The 16,553-nt window shown below is 75.1% G+C and carries 12 protein-coding genes; 4 read left to right on the top strand and 8 right to left on the bottom strand.

Going from position 1 to position 16,553, the window contains the following annotated elements:
- Positions 1 to 59 precede the first annotated feature (59 nt).
- Complete coding sequence (absR1, locus tag ACZ4SV_RS07110) at positions 60 to 1,145, bottom strand: beta-glucuronidase AbsR1 (RefSeq protein ID WP_365883947.1); 1,086 nt, start codon at positions 1,143 to 1,145, stop codon at positions 60 to 62.
- Between the two features lie 95 nt (positions 1,146 to 1,240).
- Between absR1 and ACZ4SV_RS07105 the strand changes: the two genes are divergently transcribed.
- Positions 1,241 to 2,983, top strand: a complete 1,743-nt coding sequence (locus ACZ4SV_RS07105; protein WP_468002102.1) for a LuxR family transcriptional regulator AbsR2 — start codon at positions 1,241 to 1,243, stop codon at positions 2,981 to 2,983.
- A gap of 164 nt (positions 2,984 to 3,147) precedes the next feature.
- On the opposite strand, the gene ACZ4SV_RS07100 is transcribed toward ACZ4SV_RS07105, so the two are convergent.
- Positions 3,148 to 5,751, bottom strand: coding sequence for a CHAT domain-containing protein (locus tag ACZ4SV_RS07100; RefSeq protein ID WP_397935307.1), 2,604 nt, complete (start codon positions 5,749 to 5,751; stop codon positions 3,148 to 3,150).
- An 85-nt stretch (positions 5,752 to 5,836) separates the two neighbouring features.
- Here ACZ4SV_RS07100 and ACZ4SV_RS07095 point away from each other — a divergent pair, with 85 nt between their 5' ends.
- From ACZ4SV_RS07095 to ACZ4SV_RS07085, 3 genes are read left to right on the top strand one after another with little or no spacing between them, the layout of a single operon-like run.
- Positions 5,837 to 7,261, top strand: a complete 1,425-nt coding sequence (locus tag ACZ4SV_RS07095) for a S8/S53 family peptidase (RefSeq protein WP_468002100.1) — start codon at positions 5,837 to 5,839, stop codon at positions 7,259 to 7,261.
- Positions 7,258 to 7,896, top strand: a complete 639-nt coding sequence (locus tag ACZ4SV_RS07090; RefSeq protein WP_365882015.1) for an RNA polymerase sigma factor — start codon at positions 7,258 to 7,260, stop codon at positions 7,894 to 7,896. Before ACZ4SV_RS07095 ends, ACZ4SV_RS07090 begins: the two co-directional genes overlap by 4 nt.
- Positions 7,893 to 8,384, top strand: a complete 492-nt coding sequence (locus tag ACZ4SV_RS07085) for a hypothetical protein (RefSeq protein ID WP_468002097.1) — start codon at positions 7,893 to 7,895, stop codon at positions 8,382 to 8,384. The genes ACZ4SV_RS07090 and ACZ4SV_RS07085 overlap by 4 nt, the downstream gene beginning before the upstream one ends.
- A 393-nt stretch (positions 8,385 to 8,777) precedes the next feature.
- On the opposite strand, the gene ACZ4SV_RS07080 is transcribed toward ACZ4SV_RS07085, so the two are convergent.
- From ACZ4SV_RS07080 to ACZ4SV_RS07055, 6 genes are all read right to left on the bottom strand, one after another.
- Positions 8,778 to 9,572 (bottom strand): N-formylglutamate amidohydrolase, encoded by a 795-nt coding sequence (locus tag ACZ4SV_RS07080; RefSeq protein ID WP_468002095.1) that lies wholly within the window; start codon positions 9,570 to 9,572, stop codon positions 8,778 to 8,780.
- A 121-nt stretch (positions 9,573 to 9,693) separates the two neighbouring features.
- Positions 9,694 to 11,913 (bottom strand): NADP-dependent isocitrate dehydrogenase, encoded by a 2,220-nt coding sequence (locus ACZ4SV_RS07075; RefSeq protein WP_468002093.1) that lies wholly within the window; start codon positions 11,911 to 11,913, stop codon positions 9,694 to 9,696.
- A 37-nt stretch (positions 11,914 to 11,950) separates the two neighbouring features.
- Positions 11,951 to 12,382, bottom strand: a complete 432-nt coding sequence (locus tag ACZ4SV_RS07070) for a DUF4186 domain-containing protein (protein ID WP_468002091.1) — start codon at positions 12,380 to 12,382, stop codon at positions 11,951 to 11,953.
- A gap of 73 nt (positions 12,383 to 12,455) precedes the next feature.
- The gene (locus ACZ4SV_RS07065) at positions 12,456 to 13,556 is read right to left on the bottom strand and encodes a mechanosensitive ion channel family protein (protein WP_468002089.1); all 1,101 of its coding nucleotides are present in this window, start codon (positions 13,554 to 13,556) and stop codon (positions 12,456 to 12,458) included.
- Positions 13,557 to 13,743: 187 nt separating this feature from the next.
- Entirely contained in the window at positions 13,744 to 15,285 is a 1,542-nt protein-coding gene (locus ACZ4SV_RS07060; protein WP_468002087.1) for an amino acid permease, read from the bottom strand.
- A gap of 209 nt (positions 15,286 to 15,494) precedes the next feature.
- Positions 15,495 to 16,481: a hypothetical protein gene (locus tag ACZ4SV_RS07055; RefSeq protein WP_365883485.1), complete on the bottom strand. Its 987-nt coding sequence runs from the start codon at positions 16,479 to 16,481 to the stop codon at positions 15,495 to 15,497.
- Between the last annotated feature and the right edge of the window lie 72 nt (positions 16,482 to 16,553).

Raw genomic sequence — 16,553 nt, 5'->3', positions numbered from 1 at the left:
GACATCCACGCCCTTCCCCCCGGTACGGGGCCGCGGCCCCGTCCGCCGCCCGTGTGCCGTCACCAGCACATGACCGCCGTCTCTCCCGCCCCCCAGCCGGAGTACAGACGGACCCGGACGGTGTAGCGGCGGCCCTTGACGAGCCGGACCCGGACGGCGGCGTTGTCCGGGGTGCCGCCGTCGTCGTGCCCCGCGAGGAAGCGCGGTTCCCCGTCGCGCTCCTCGAAGACCACCAGCACGGCGTCGGCCTCACCGAAGGTCCCCACGGTGTACTCGCGGGTCTGCGGTGGCGCCACGGTGAAGTCCGCCTGCCCGCCCGGCCCCAGACCGAGCGGCGCCGACCGGAACGGCACCAGCGCCGCGGGCGCCGCCGCACCCGTGGGCGGGTACCAGCGCAGCACGAACTCCTTGTCGGCCGGCGACGGTGAGCCGGGCGGACGCAGCCCCCCGCGGTACTGCTCCGGCTCCAGCACCAGCCCCGGCCCGAACGGCAGCGTCATGACCGACTGCGGATCCCACACCGAGGCCCCCGCCTCGCAGGCGTCCAGCCGGTCCAGCACGTTCGCGTACGTCGTCGACCGGCTCCAGAAGTTCGGCGGCCCGGCCAGCTCGGCGTACACGGCCTCGTCGTCCCAGTGCAGGCCCGCGAACGGACTCTGGTGCTCGTGCACCATGCCGAGCGCGTGCCCGATCTGGTGCAGGACGGTCCCGCGCTCCCCCGGCGCGGTCACGTCCCAGCCCAGATTCAGGGTGCGCTCGGCCCGGCCGGCCGACAGCGCGTCCCGGCCCACCGCCGACCAGGACCCGCCCCCCGCCTGGAACCCGATCCGCAGCTCCGCCTCGTGCCGGTCCGCGACCTCGGCGAAACCGACGCCGACGCCCAGGTCCCGCCACTCGCGGAAGCAGTCCCGCACCACCTCCCGCTGCTCCTCGCCGCCCGCCCACGGCACCCGGCGCAACTCCCCGGTGCCGGGCACCGGGATGACCGAGGCGTCGGTACGGGCGTCCAGGAAGCAGTAGTGCAGCACCGTGCCGTTGACCCACATCCGCCGCCCGGCGAGCAGCGCGCCCAGCCGCTCGGCGGTCAGCCCCGGTGCGAACATCGGGGCCGGCTGCCGTGGAAGCGAGCAGAGGCGTCGGGTCATGCCGCAAGGATGCCGCCCGCCCCCGGCCGGGCGCCTGAGTCGGGGCCTACTCAACCCGCCCTGTATCAGAACTGGGTAGGCGGACTCCAGATGGTGTGAGGACTGACGCACAGGACGCGACGACCAGGACCTACGCGGACACCGGGGCCTTTGAGCCGCCCTGGCCGTTCACCGGCCGGGCGGCCGAACTGGAGGCGGTGCGCGGCGCGCTGGCCGCCGGCCGGCCCGGCATCGTGGTGACCGGCCCGGCGGGCCACGGCAAGACCCGGCTGATCACCGAGGCGGTGGCGGGCGCGGACCACGCCCGGGTGACCGGCACGCCCGAGGCCCGGGGCCTGCCCCTCGCCGCGTTCGCGCACCTGCTCCCGGACACCCTCCCGCCGCACCGCGCGGTCCGGGCGCTGACCGGTGTGCGCGTCCTCGTCGTGGACGACGCCCACCTGCTGGACGAGACCTCCGCCGCCTTGGTGCACCAGCTCGCCGTGCACGGCCGTACCCGTCTGATCGTCGTCGCGGCGGACGGCGGGCCCGCGCCCGGCGCGGTGTCCCGGCTGTGGACCGGGTCGATGCTGCCCCGGCTGGCCCTCGGCCCGCTGCCCCGCGAGGACACCGCACGGCTCCTGGCCGGCGCCGGACTGGAACCGCTCACCGTGCGCCGGCTGCACCAGGCGTGCCGGGGCGATCTGCGGCTGCTGCGCGACCTGGTCACCGCGCTCGCCGCGGCCGGCCGGCTGACGCCCGTCCCGGGCACCGGCGAGCGGGCCTGGCGGGGCGCGCTGCCGGTCACCCCGGCGGTCCGGGACCGGCTCGCGCCCGCCCTGGGCCGGTCCGGTCCCGGCGAGCGCGACGCCCTGGACCGCCTCGCGTTCGCCGAGCCGCTGCCGCTGCCGGCGGACGAACTGGACCTGGACGCCCTCGAACGTCTGGAGGCGGACGGCCTGATCGACGTGGACGAGCGGGGCGCGGTCAGCCTCGCCCATCCGCTGCACGGAGCCGCGCTGCGCGCCATGGCCGGCCGGCTGCGGGCCCGGCGGCTGGGCCGTGCGCCCTGCGCCGGCGGTCCGGCGCTCACCGCCGAACGGCAGGCGCTGGAAGGGCGGATGGCGCGGTGCGACGTGCGGCCGGTGCCGACGCCGGTGGGGGACTGGCTGGTGGCGCAGGACGGCCCGCTGCCGGCCGGGTACGCCGAGGTCCGCGCCCGGTTCGCGCGCCTGGGCGGCGACCTGCGCGAGGCGGCGGCCTGGGCCCGGGAGGGGCTGCGCCGGTTCCCGGCGGACCCCGGGTGCCGGCGCGAACTCGCCCTGGCCGAGGGGCCGGTGGGCGAGGTCGCCGACCCGGACCCGACGCGGGCGGGTTACGACGCCGTACGCCTCGGCACGCCCGCGCGGGCGGCCGGACGGCTGCCGGCCGGCAGCGTGTTCGCACGGCACGCCGAGGCCCTCGCGCGCGGTGACGGGACGGCGCTGGACCGGGCCGCGGAGGCGCTCGCGGACCGCGGGTTCCTGCTCTACGCGGCGGAGGCGTACGCGCAGGCCGTGCGGGCGCACCGCGATCCACGGGCCGCGCGCCGCTCCCGCACCCGGGCGGTGGCGCTGGCCCGCCGCTGCCCGGGCGCGAGCACGCCCGCGCTGGCCGGACTGGTGCTGGGCGAACTCACCGCCCGGCAACGGCAGATCGTCACCCTGGCCGCGGCCGGGCTCAGCAACCGCGAGATCGCCGAACGGCTCACCCTGTCCGTGCGGACGGTGGGCAATCACCTCTACGGCGCCTACACCCGGCTCGGCACGGGCGACCGGGGCGCGCTGCCCTGGCTGGTGGAGGTACCGGAACCGGCGTGAAGGGCCGGGAGGCGGCGGGCCGGTGCAGGAGACGGGCCGGGAGGCGCGGGGCCGGTGCGGGAAGCGGCCCGCGGGGCGCGGGGCCCGGTGCCGGGTCGGGGCGGGAGGCGGCCCGGGAGGCGCGGGGGACCGCTGCCAGGGCGGCGGGGCGGGAGGCGGGTTGCTCACGCCGCGCCGAACGCCGCGAAGGCCCAGCCCGTCGCCTGGTGGACCGCGTCGCCCGGCAGGGCCGCGCGGGCGTCGCGGAGGGCCTCGGCCAGCGACAGGCCCGCGTCGAGACCCTGGTGCAGGGCCAGCATCAGCGGCACCACCGCCGCGTCGTTGACCGGCGCGCTGCACGCCACCACACCGGCCGTGCCCAGCGGCAGCAACGCCGTGACCAGGCCGAGGAGTTCGTCCGCGCCGACCGAGGCCAGACGGGCGGTCTCGCAACTGGACAGGATGATCCGGTACGGACTGCGCGCCAGGCACTCGAAGTCGTGCACGATCAGCGGCCCGTCGGCCATCCGCAGCGCGGAGAACAGCGGGCTGTCGGCGCGGAACGTGCCGTGCGCGGCCAGGTGCGCCAGACCCGCGCCGTCGAGTTCCCTCAGCACCCGGGGCACCTGCGCGTCGTCGCCCTCCAGGACCGTCGCCGTGCCGTACCGTTCGGCCAGTTCCGGCACCTCCGCGCCGCCGGTCGCCAGACCGGGACCGCGCACCAGCACCGGCCGGCCCCGCGGCGGCGGCGCCGTCTCCCGGGCACGCAGCCAACTGCCCGCCGACGGCGACACGCTGAGCACCCGCTCGCGCAGCGCGGGCAGCAGGGCCCACGGCACCCGGTGCAGCGCGCCCGGCGGCACGATCACCACCGGGCCCGTACCGAGATGCGGCACCGCGCCGGCCAGCAGGATCTCCTGGAGCCGCCGGCCGGCCGCCTCCACCAGCGGCAGCCGCCCCTCCGCCCCCGGATGCGCCAGCCGCCGCAGCCCCGCCTGCACATGCTCGGCCTCGGCCGCCGCCTCCGCCAGCGAACCGCCGGGAAACCGCCGTACCCTGCCCTGCCCGCACAGCAGGACGTGCACCCGGCCGTCGACCACGACCAGCTCCACCAGCCGCCCGGCACCGAGCCGGTCCAGCAGCCGGTCCACGTCGAAGCGGTGCCCGGCGCCGCCGGCCGCCCCGCCCGTGTGCCGGGTCCGGGAGCGGATGTCCCGCTCCAGGCGCCGCTGTTCCCGCTCCAGCGCCGGCACCGGGCGGCCCTCCATCCGGGCCTCCTCCGCGCGGGCCGCGATCTCCCGGTAGGCGGTCAGGCAGCCGAGCAGCGCCGGATCGCCGGGCGGCCGGGCCGGCGGTGCGGACAGCACGGTCGCCCGCCACCGCTCGCTCCACACCAGCAGCCGCCGCGGACCGCCCTGGGCGAGGCTCACCTCCTGTGCCAGCGCGGCCAGTTCGGCGCCCTGCGCGGTGGCGTGGGCGCGCAGCTCCGAGGCGCCCAGCGTCATCCGGTGGTCGTCCAGCACGGCCAGACCCCGCCGGCACGCCTCCAGCACGCCCCGCCGCGACCCGGCCGCCCGCGCCCGCAGCGCCTGCGCCGCCCAGCCGGTCACCCGGGCCGGCGGCGGACCGCCGTGCCGGCTGCGCGCGGCCACCGCCAAGTGCCGTTCCGCGTCCGCCGTCCAGCCCAGCGCCAGCGCGATCCGGCCCGCGAGCAGCGAGGCCTCCGGCGCGGCCGGCGAACCGAACGCGGCCAGCCGGTCGGCCACCGCCGCCGCGTCCGCGACCATCCGGCCCGAGCGGCGCCCGGCCGCCACCCGGGCCTCGATCAGCACCAGCCGGGCGTGCGTCTCCCACCACGTCCGGCGCTGCGCCGCGAACAGCCGTACGGCGACGGCGGCGCGGGCTATGGCGGTGTGCGCGTCCCCCGCCGAGCGGGCCGCCCAGGACGCGGCGAGCAGCAGCTCGGCCTTGCGGGTGGACTGCCCGCCGATCCGGTCCAGTTCCGCGATCGCCGCGTCCGCCTCGGCCAGCGCCTCCGGGGCCAGCCCGGCCGCCCGCAGCACCTCGCAGCGCCGGATCGACAGGTTGTAGGCCGGCGTGCCCAGCTTGGCGTAGCGCTCCTCGGCCTCGTCCAGCAGCCGCAGCGCCGCCGGGATGTCCCCGGACCGGAAGGCGGCCAGGCCCCGGCTCTCCACCGCGTCCGCCTTGTCGTGCTCCTGGCCGGTGGTCTCCCACAGCCGTTCCGCCGCCGTGAAGTCCGCGGCCGCCCGGTCCACCGCGCCGAGCGCCAGGTGCACGGTGGCCCGCAGCGTCAGCGCCCGCGCGGTCCAGATGTCGTCGGCGGCCTGCCGCAGCACGGGCAGCGCCCGCCGTACGTCCTCCAGCGCCTCCGGGTGCCGGCCGAGCACCCACCACACGTAGGCCCGCCGGTACAGCACCCGGGCCCGGGTGTGCCCGCTGCCCCGGGCGACGCCCCGCTCGAACGAGGCGAGCCCCTGCCGGGTGCGCCCCGCGTGCACCAGGGCGACCCCCAGCGTCGCCAGCACGTCGGCCTCCCGGTCGGCCGACTCGGCCCGCGCGGCCAGGTCCCGGGCCCGCCGCAGATGCCGCAGCGCGATCCGCAGATCGCCGAAGTCCCGCTGCCAGATGCCGAGTACCTGGTGGGCCACGCTCGCGTGCAGCGGCGGCGGAGCGGCGCGCAGGACGTGTTCCGCCCGCGCCCGGGCCTCGCCCGGATCGGCGAACACCATGGGCAGCAGTTCGAGAACCGGCTCGCTTCCCGCTGTCACGTCTCGCATGGTAGTGGCCTGCTGTATCAGACGGCGGTCCCGCGACTCTCACTGTGGAACACCGTCTTACGGGGGAGGACATCAGGTGGCACCACAGCGCTTCCACGAGCAGTTCCACCACATCCAGCGCTCCTTGCCGGACGTCCCGCTGACCATGGGACCGGACGACTCGGCCGGATTCCTCTACGAGAAGGGGGTCGTCCTCGTCCGGGACGGGGAAGAGGCCCGGTTCGTCGAGGACGCCGTGCGCACCCACTTCACCGAGACCCGGGGCCTCGTCCCGGACCACGTGCGCCGCGTCGGCCCGCAGGCGGGCCGCGGCGGCGTCACCCGCATCCGGGTCGGCGACCCGGCGGAGGGCGAGGACGCGGTACCGCACGCCCTGCGCGCCGTACGGCAGGCCGAGGCCCGCCGGGGCCGCCGGCTGGCCGGACGCAACCACGTGGTGCACATCGCGGTCAACGCCTGCCCCGGCGACGAGCCGGTGCCCGTCCCGCGCTCCGAGCCCGCCAACCCGGGCGCCGCCGCGGCCCGTCACGATCCGGCGACCGCGGTCGGCGTCCTCGTGATCGACACCGGTCTGGTGCACGACCACCGCCGCTACCCGCTGTTCGCCCACACCAGCGGCGACGCCCAGCAGTCCGAGACCGACGCCGACGGGGTGCTCCACCAGTACGTCGGCCACGGCACGTTCATCGCCGGGCTGCTCGCGGCCGTCGCGCCCAACACCGACATCACCGTCCGGGGCGCGCTGAACGACGCCGGTGCCGTCCTGGAGTCCGAGTTCGGCGCCCTGCTCTTCGAAGCGGTCGACCGGGACGGCTGGCCGGACATCATCAGCCTCTCCGCTGGCACCCCGAGCGAGGACACCGACGGCCTGATCGGACTGGACGCGTTCATGCGGGAACTGCGCGGCCGGCCCACCCTGCTGGTGGCCGCCGCCGGCAACAACGGCAGCGACACCCCGTTCTGGCCCGCCGCCTACGCCGGTCTGCCCGAGTACGCCGACACCGTGCTGTCGGTCGGCGCGCTCCGCTCGGACGGCGCGGGCGGTGCCTGCTTCACCAACCACGGCCCCTGGGTGCGCGCGCACGCCCCCGGCGAACGCCTCACCAGCGCCCTCACCGGCTTCGCCACGCCCGTGCCGTACGTCTACCAGCACTCCACCTACGACACCTGCCGGTTCGGCGCCGACTACCCCTGCACCTGCCAGTACCCGCGCCACACCGGCGTGCTGAGCGAGGGCCGGGAGAGCACCGGCGGCAAACCGGACCAGGTGATGTTCGAGGGCCTCGCGCAGTGGAGCGGCACCTCGTTCGCCGCGCCGGTGGCCGCGGGGCTCGTCGCCGCGCGGATGACGGCGGACCGGGACCGCGACCCGCGCGCGGCCGCCGCCCGGCTGCTGGCGGCCGCCACGGACCGGGCCGAGGTGCGCGGGGCACACGTCCGGGCGCTCCGCCCGCCCACCTGGCGCCCCGTCCCGCTCGCGACCCCGGCGCTGCCCGCATGAGGTCCGGAACGCTGCCCTCCACGGCGTACGATGACGTGCCGTACACAAGGGGTGGAGCCGTGGACCGAACAGAGGTCGGCGCGTTGGTCCAGTCCGCCGTCGACGGGGACGCCGCGGCCTGGAAGGCGCTGGTGGAGGGGCTGAGCCCGCTGGTGTGGTCGGTGGTGCGCGCGCACCGGCTGTCGGACGCCGACGGACACGAGGTCTTCCAGACCGTGTGGTTCCGCTTCGCCCAGCATCTCGGCCGCATCCGCGAACCCGACAAGGCCGGTTCCTGGCTGGCCAGTACGGCCCGCCACGAGTGTCTGAAGGTGCTCAAGGGCCTGGCCCGGCTGACCCTGACCGACGACCCGCGGGTGCTGGACCGGGCCAGTGAGGAACGGACGCCCGAGGAATCGCTGATCGACTCGGAGGAGGCGGCGGACCGCGCCGAGCGCATCCGCCGGCTGTGGCAGGAACTGGACGCGCTCGGCGAGCGCTGCCGGCAGCTACTGCGCGTGCTGATGACCTCGCCGCCGCCCAGTTACGGGGAGATCTCGGCCGCGCTCGGCATCGCGGTCGGCAGCATCGGCCCGCTGCGCCAGCGCTGTCTGCGCCGGCTGCGGGCCCGGATGGACGCGGGAGGTGCGGTGTGAACGACGACGATCACCTGACGTCCGGCGGTCCGGGCCCGCTCCCGGACGAGGACGCGTTCGCGGACGCGCTGCTGGAGGAGGAGCTGCGGCAGGCCGCCGCCGTCCTGGACCCGGTGCCGGCCGAGCTGCTCCAGTCGGCCCTGGACGCCTTCGCGTGGCACGGCCTGGACGCGCGGCTCGCCGAGCTGACCTTCGACTCGCTGGTGGACGCGCTGCCGGTGCGCGGGGCCATGGCCCCGCCGCGCATGCTGACGTTCCGCGCGGGCGAGCTGACCGTGGACGTGGAGGTCACCGGGGACGGGCTGATCGGCCAGCTCCTGCCGCCGCAGTCCGCCCGGATCGAGGTGCTGGGCGGCCCGCCGCCCGCCCGCCCGGTCAGCACCGACACCCTCGGCCGCTTCACCAGCGACACCCCGCCGACCGGCCCGTTCGCCCTGCGCCTGCGCACCGGCGCGGACGTCATCGTGACGGAGTGGCTGAGAGCCTGACGAACCCGACCGGGCCCGCGCACTCCGCGGGCCCGGCACGGCCTCGGCCGGCTGGGGCGGCCACGGGCCCGGTAGGGCGGCCACGGTGCGGGGGCTCGGCCGGCTGGGACGGGTCCGGTGTCGGCCTGGCGGGGGACTCGGTCGCCCGAGGCGGGTCCAGCGCGGGGCTCGGCCGGCTGGGGCAGCCTGCCGCGGAGGAGCGGCGGGTCCGACGTGGGGGCCGCACTGGACTTGGCCTGTTGCGGCGGCCCGGCGCACGGGTCTGGTACGGGAGTCGGTCGGTTGCGGCGGCCTGCCGCGGAGGGGCGGCCGGTCCGGGCGGGGTCCGGCGCGGGGCTCGGGCGGCTGGGGCGGCCCGGCGCATGGGCCCGGCCGGCTCGGGCGGGGGGCCGGTTAGCGTATTGCGTTGATCAGTGTCGCCAGGGCTGTGGCGAGGGTGTTCAGGCCGGGGCCGGCCGGGCCGCCCGGTTCGGTCATGTACGTGTCCCGGCGGATCTCCACCATCAGCGCGCCGACCCGGGCGTCCGTGCCGTAGAAGTCGAGTGGTACGTACGTCCCGGCGAACGGGCTGTCCAGGCCGGTCCCGCCGCAGCCGGCGAACGCCTCGCGCGCGGCCTCGGCCAGCCAGGGCGGGGTGTGGAAGGCGTCCGTGCCCAGGCACACCGGCGGGCGCGGCCCGGCGCCGTGCAGCTCGTACGGGAGCGGCTCGGCCGGATACGAGTGCACGTCGATGATCACCGCGCGCCCGGCCGCGGCCAGCCGGCCGGCCACCGCCTCGGTCATGGCCGCGGCGTAGGGCCGGAAGTAGCGGGCGAGCAGCGGCTCCGGGTCGGTGTCCGCGGGCCGCAGTACGCCCCGGTGCGTGGTGCGGGTGTACACCGCGCCCATGCCGACGGCCGCCATCTCCTCCCGCTCGTCCGGGAACCGCTCCGGGTCCACCACCAGCCGCGACAGCCGGTTCACGAACCGCCAGGGCCGGACGCCGGCCAGCGCGGCGGCGCGCTCGGCGATCTCGGCGGTGTGCGCGTCCGTGATGTGGTCCAGCTCCCGCTCCAGCTCCGCGTCGTCCAGCACGATCCCGGCGCGCACGTCGTCCGGTATCGCGCGCGCGGAGTGCGGCACGTGCAGCAGCACCGGTGAGCCGGCGGCGCCGGGCAGGAGGGCGAAGGAGGGGTCGGTCCGGGTCACGGGCTGCTCCAGGGAGGTGGTCGGTCACGGCGTACGTGATCAAGGTGCCACACCCCACTGACAACGGCTCCGCCCCGCCCGGAGAGGACCGGACGGGGCGGGGACGAGGTGGCGGCGGGCGTCAGCTCAGGGACGCCAGGGCCTCGTTCCAGGTGGCCGACGGGCGCATGACCGCGTCCGCCTTGGCCTTGTCGACCTGGTAGTAGCCGCCGATGTCGGCCGGCTTGCCCTGGACGGAGTTCAGCTCCTCCACGATCTTCTGCTCGTTCGCGGCGAGCGTCTCGGCGAACGCCGCGAACGCCTTCGCGAGGTCGGCGTCGTCGGTCTGCCGCGCCAGCTCCTGCGCCCAGTACAGGGACAGGTAGAAGTGGCTGCCGCGGTTGTCGATGCCGCCGACGCGCCGGGTCGGGGACTTGTCCTCGTTGAGGAAGGTCGCCGTGGCGCGGTCCAGGGTGTCGGCGAGGACCTTGGCGCGGCTGTTGCCGGTGGCCGCCGCGTACTGCTCGAAGGACGGCACCAGCGCGAAGAACTCACCGAGGGAGTCCCAGCGCAGGTAGTCCTCCTTGACCAACTGCTGGACGTGCTTCGGCGCGGAGCCGCCGGCGCCCGTCTCGAAGAGGCCGCCGCCCGCCATCAGCGGGACGACCGACAGCATCTTGGCGCTGGTGCCCAGCTCCAGGATGGGGAAGAGGTCGGTCAGGTAGTCACGCAGGACGTTGCCGGTGACCGAGATGGTGTTCTCGCCGCGGCGGATGCGCTCCACCGACAGCTTGGTGGCCTCCACGGGGGACAGGATCCGGATGTCCAGGCCCTCGGTGTCGTGCTCCGGCAGGTACTGCTTGACCTTGGCGATCAGGTTGGCGTCGTGGGCGCGGTCCTCGTCCAGCCAGAACACGGCCGGGTCGCCGGTGGCGCGGGCGCGGGTGACGGCCAGCTTGACCCAGTCGCGGATCGGGTCGTCCTTGGTCTGGCAGGCGCGGAAGATGTCGCCCCGCGCGACCGGCTGCTCGATCAGCACGTTGCCGGCCTGGTCGACCAGGCGGACCGTGCCCGCGGCCGGGATCTCGAAGGTCTTGTCGTGGGAGCCGTACTCTTCGGCCTTCTGCGCCATCAGGCCGACGTTCGGCACCGAGCCCATGGTGGACGGGTCGTAGGCGCCGTTGGCCCGGCAGTCGTCGATGACGGCCTGGTAGACACCGGCGTAGGAGGAGTCCGGGATGACGGCGAGGGCGTCGTGCTCCTGGCCGTCGGCGCCCCACATGTGGCCCGAGGTGCGGATCATCGCCGGCATGGAGGCGTCGATGATGACGTCCGAGGGGACGTGCAGGTTGGTGATGCCCTTGTCGGAGTCGACCATGGCGAGGGCCGGGCCCTCGGCGATCTCGGCGTCGAAGGACGCCTTGATCTCGGCGCCCTCGGGCAGGTTGTCGAGGCCCTTGAGGATGCCGCCGAGGCCGTCGTTCGGGGTGAGGCCGGCGGCCTTGAGGGTCTCGCCGTACTTCGCGAACGTCTTCGGGAAGAAGGCGCGCACCACGTGACCGAAGATGATCGGGTCGGAGACCTTCATCATCGTGGCCTTCAGGTGCACGGAGAACAGGACGCCCTCCTCCTTGGCGCGCGCGACCTGCGCGGCGAGGAAGGTGTTCAGCTCGGCGACGCGCAGGACGGAGGCGTCGACGACCTCGCCCGCCCGGACCGGCACGGAGTCCTTCAGGACGGTGGTGGTGCCGTCCTCGCCGGCCAGCTCGATCCTCAGCGCGCCGGCCTCGGGGACGACCACGGACTTCTCGGTGGAGCGGAAGTCGTTCTCGCCCATGGTGGCCACGTTGGTCTTGGACTCGGAGGACCAGGCGCCCATGCGGTGCGGGTGGGTCTTGGCGTAGTTCTTCACCGAGGCCGGGGCGCGGCGGTCGGAGTTGCCCTCGCGCAGCACCGGGTTGACGGCGGAGCCCTTGACCTTGTCGTAGCGGGCGCGGATCTCGCGCTCCTCGTCGGTCTTCGGGTCGTCCGGGTAGTCCGGCAGCGCGTAGCCCTTGCCCTGCAGCTCGGCGACGGCGGCCTTCAGCTGCGGCAGGGACGCCGAGATGTTCGGCAGCTTGATGATGTTGGCCTCGGGGGTCTTGGCCAGCTCGCCCAGCTCGGTCAGCGCGTCCGGGATGCGCTGGTCCTCGTCCAGGTACTCCGGGAAGACGGCGATGATGCGCCCGGCCAGCGAGATGTCACGCGTCTCCACGGGCACACCGGCCTGCGAGGCGTACGCCTGGATCACCGGCAGGAACGAATGCGTCGCCAGGGCCGGGGCCTCGTCTGTGTAGGTGTAGATGATGGTCGAGTCAGTCACCGGGTGCTCCGCTCCACGTCTGCAACATTGCTCGACATCAAGATATCTCGTGATCGGGTCCGGCTCGACAGGGGTCCTGGCCGGAAAACGCGCCGCCGGTCATCTCGCGGGCGATCCAGCGGCAGATCACCTCCACGACGTACAGGTGTTCGGCGCGGGTCAGCTCCCGTCCCTTCGGGATGCCGTGCCGGCGCTCCAGGCAGCCGCGGCAGCAGGTCGCGGTCGCGTGCTGGGCCACGAACACCGGGTGGCCGCGGTACGGCGTCTGCCGGCCGTCCTTGTGCGGCTCGGCCGGCGCCAGCCGCCGGGCGGTCAGGTCGTACGCGTGCCACCGCAGCGTCGCGGGCCCCTTCAGCGCGGCGGTCGCCCGCTCCCGCCCGCGCAGCCGGAACCGGACCCGGAACGGCTCCCGCGCGAGCGCGTCGAGCCGCTGGTCGAGTGAGCGGGGATCGGGGGACGGGCTGGTCATACCCTCCGAGGATAAGACGAGGGGGCTCCCTGCGGGGTACCAGTGCCGCCCCCCGGCCCCGCGCCCCGCCGGGCTACTCCGTGCCCGGTGTCCCGGGGAACGTGTCCGCCGGTGTCTGCCCGGTGCGCTGGTGCGGGATGGCCGCCGTACCCTGCTGGAGGGTCACGGTGCGGGCCGGGGAGGGGATGTGGATGCCCTCCTCGCGGTAACGGCGGTGCAGGCGCTTGATGAACTCGTGCTTGATCCGGTACTGGTCGCTGAACTCGCCCACGCCGAGGATCACCGTGAAGCCGATCCGGGAGTCGCCGAAGGTGTGGAAGCGGATGGCGGGCTCGTGCTCGGGGACGGCGCCGGTGACGTCCGTCATCACCTCCGCGACCACCTCCGCGGTCACCCGCTCCACGTGCTCCAGGTCGGAGTCGTAGCTCACGCCGGCCTGCACCAGCACGGTCAGCTCCTGCTCCGGCCGGGTGTAGTTCGTCATGTTGGCCTTGGCGAGCTGGCCGTTCGGGATGACCACCAGGTTGTTGGAGAGCTGCCGGACCGTCGTCTGGCGCCAGTTGATGTCGACGACGTAGCCCTCCTCGCCGCTGCTCAGCCGGATGTAGTCGCCCGGCTGGACGGTCTTGGAGGCGAGGATGTGGATGCCCGCGAAGAGGTTGGCGAGCGTGTCCTGGAGGGCCAGGGCGACGGCCAGACCGCCCACGCCCAGCGCGGTGAGCAGCGGCGCTATGGAGACGCCCAGCGTCTGGAGGATCACCAGGAAGCCGATCGCCAGCACCAGGACGCGGGTGATGTTGACGAAGATCGTCGCCGAGCCCGCCACGCCCGAGCGGGACTGGGTGACCGAGCGGACCAGCCCGGCGATCACCCGGGCCGCCGAGGACGTCACCACGGCGATCACCCAGACCTGGAGGACCTGGTCGATGTGGTGCTGGACGATCCTGGTCAGCGGCAGCACGGCCGCGGCCGCCGCCGCGCCGCCCGCGATCGCCGCCCACGGCACGACCGAGCGCAGCGCGTCCACGATGACGTCGTCACCGCTCCAGCGGGTCCGCTTGGCGTGCTTGGCGAGCCAGCGCAGCAGGGTGCGCGACATGAAGGCGAGCACCAGACCGGCCGCCAGGGCGATACCGGCGAGGACGAGGTCGTCCAGGGTCAGCGTGCGGTTCACCGGTCACCTCCGGGGCGCTCAGCCGCTGCGGGAGGCCGGTTGTGCAGTCTCGTCACGTTGTCACCTGCTCTGTCCGGGATGTGCGACCGCGCCGGCCGGAGGAACTCCGGGAACCGGCGCGCTCGTTCATCCTGCCGCATCCGGCACACCTGTCCGAACCGGAGGCGGCGCTCGCCGGACGGCCGGCTCAGACGATGCCCTCCGCGAATTCCTCCTGGTCACGGTCGCTGCCGTAGGCCGCGGAGGCGGGCGTGCCGTACGACCGGCGGGCGACGTACCACCAGACGCTGGCGAGGACCAGGACCACGGCGAGGGCGACGGAGGCGTAGTTCATCGTCTCCGCCGTGACCGGCGAGGACTGCGGCAGGCAGAACAGGACGGTCACGCACGCCACCCACACGACCGCGATCCAGCCGACCGGCTTGCTCCACCGGCCGAGCTGCCACGGCCCCGGCCGGAACCGGTCGCCGGCGCGCAGCCGCAGGTAGACGGGGATGGCGTAGGCCGGCGTGATGCCGATGACGTTGATGGCGGTGACCGCGTTGTACGCCGTCGCCGAGTACAGCGACGGCAGCGCCAGGACGCAGGCCACGCCCACGGACAGCCAGACGGCGGCGACCGGGGTCTGGGTGCGGCCGCTCACCTTGCGCCACAGGTGGGAACCGGGCAGCGCGCCGTCCCGGCTGAACGCGAACACCATCCGGCTGGCCGCGGCGACCTCGGCGTTCCCGCAGAACAGCTGGGCGACGATGACGACCAGGAGCAGCGCGCTCGCGCCGTCGGTGCCGAGGCCGTCGAGCATGATCTGGGCGGGCGGCACACCGGTGGCCGTGGCGCGCGTGCCGTCGTAGTCCTGGATGGCGAAGGTGAGACCGGCCAGCAGCACGAAGCCCGCGAGCCAGGACACCCAGATGGCGCGGACGATACCGCGGGAGGCGGCCACCGAGGCGTGCGAGGTCTCCTCCGACAGGTGGGCGGAGGCGTCGTAGCCGGAGAAGGTGTACTGGGCGAGCAGCAGGCCGACCGCCGCCACGTACAGCGGGTTGTCCCAGCCGGTCTCGTTGACGAACTTCGTGAACACGAAGGACGGCGACTGGTGGTGGTCGGGGACGATCGCCAGCGCGCCGACGATCAGCGCGACGCCCGCCAGGTGCCACCACACGCTGACCGAGTTCAGCAGGCTCACCAGGCGCACGCCGAACAGGTTCAGTACCGCGTGCAGCAGCAGGATGGCGCAGAAGATGATCATGGTCTTGCCGGGTGTGGGCGTGAAGCCCCACTGGAGGTTGGCGAACGCGCCGGCGAACAGGGCGGCGCCGTAGTCGATGCCGGCGATCGCGCCGAGCAGGCCGAGCAGGTTCAGCCAGCCGGTGTACCAGCCCCAGCGCCGGCCGCCCAGCCGGTCGGCCATGTAGTACAGGGCGCCCGAGGTCGGATAGGCGCTGGTGACCTCGGCGAGCGCGAGGCCGACGCACAGCACGAACAGGCCGACGCCCGCCCAGCCCCACAGCATCACGGCCGGGCCGCCGGTGATCAGGCCGAAGCCGTACAGGGTCATGCAGCCGGACAGGATCGAGATCACGGAGAAGCTGATCGCGAAGTTGCCGAAGCCGCCCATGCGGCGAGCCAGCACCGGTTGGTAGCCGAGTTCGCGCAGGCGCTGCTCCTCGTCCTGCTGGGGCAGCCCGGGGGACGACGGGGCGGACGAGGGGTCGGGGATGGGGGACACGCGGGGACCTCCGGAGATCAACAGTGGCCGAACGGGACGTTCAGCGGTGGTCGAACGGGACGTTCAGAGGTGGTGCGGAGGAGCGTCGAGAGGTGGTGCGGAGGAGCGTTCCGGGGTGTGGTGCGGGGTGACGCGGTGGGGTGTGCGGGGTGGTGCGGCGGGGTGTGCGGGGTGGTGCTGCGGGGGCCGGCCGGGCGCCGGCCGGCGGGTCAGGGGCGGGGGCGGTCCGCGGCGGCCCGGCAGCGGTCCCGGGCCTGCGCGAAGACCTCCACCGCGCGGTCCCGGTCCCGGGTGCGGTACATCCAGGGCGGCGGCGTGAAGTACGGGCCGATGGCGTCGAACACCCGGGCCGCCTCCGGGAACTGGAGCGACCCCCACAGCGCGTGCGCCAGATGGTTCAGGTCCGGCAGCGCGCGCTCGGCGGGCGGCGCCGGCTCGAACCAGGAGTGCAGCGCCCGCCGCGCCTCCCGGGCCGCCTCCTCCGCCACCCAGTGCAGGTCGAGCGCCGCGTCCTGCCCGCTGTCCCGGCGGTAGCGCTCGACCCGGACGTACAGCGGCAGCACGTGCAGCGCCGAGCCGGACGGGGCCTGGCCGGCGGCCCACTGCGCGAACCCGGCGGCCTCCGCGAGCCGTCCCGAGCCGCCGCGCGCGTACAGGAACTGGAGCATCCGGTGGTGCGCCTCGCGGTTGAACGGATCGCGTCGGCCGGCCTCGGCCAGCAGTCCCCACGGGCCCGGCGGCAGCATCGGTTCCGGCGGGGCGGTCCGGTGCTCCTCCCAGCGCTGCTCCGGATCGAGCTGGGCCAGCGCCAGCAGGCACACCCAGGGCACCGGGTCGCGCGGGGCGACCGTGGTGGCCGACTGGGCGGTGTCCCACGCCTCGATCCACAGCTCGTGGGTACGGCGGTGCCGCTCGCGCCGGGCCCGCAGCGCCCGCTCCACACCGACCCGGGCCTGCATCACCGCCGCGTGCACGCTGTCCGGTTCCTCGGTGAGCCAGGCCCGCACCACGTCGGTGCCGGCCGCGGCCGTCGCCAGGATCTGGGTGCGCTGGGTCCACTGCCACCACTGCCCGGTCTCCGCGAGCAGGGTGCGCATGGCCATCCAGCGGCCGGTGCGCAGGTCCTGGAGGGCGGCGCGCAGCGCGTGGTCGGGACCGGCGGGGTCGTAGGAGAGGCGGGTGCCGTCTCTGGCCATCAGCCGCCGGCCCCCCGCCGCCGGGGCACGGGCGAGGTGGCGGGGTGATGTGGCAACAGCCCTCCCCTGGGC

The organism is Streptomyces sp. NPDC027672 (assembly GCF_055566335.1).
Note: the sequence above shows the minus strand (reverse complement) of the source record. Positions and strands in the feature narration are given on the sequence as shown.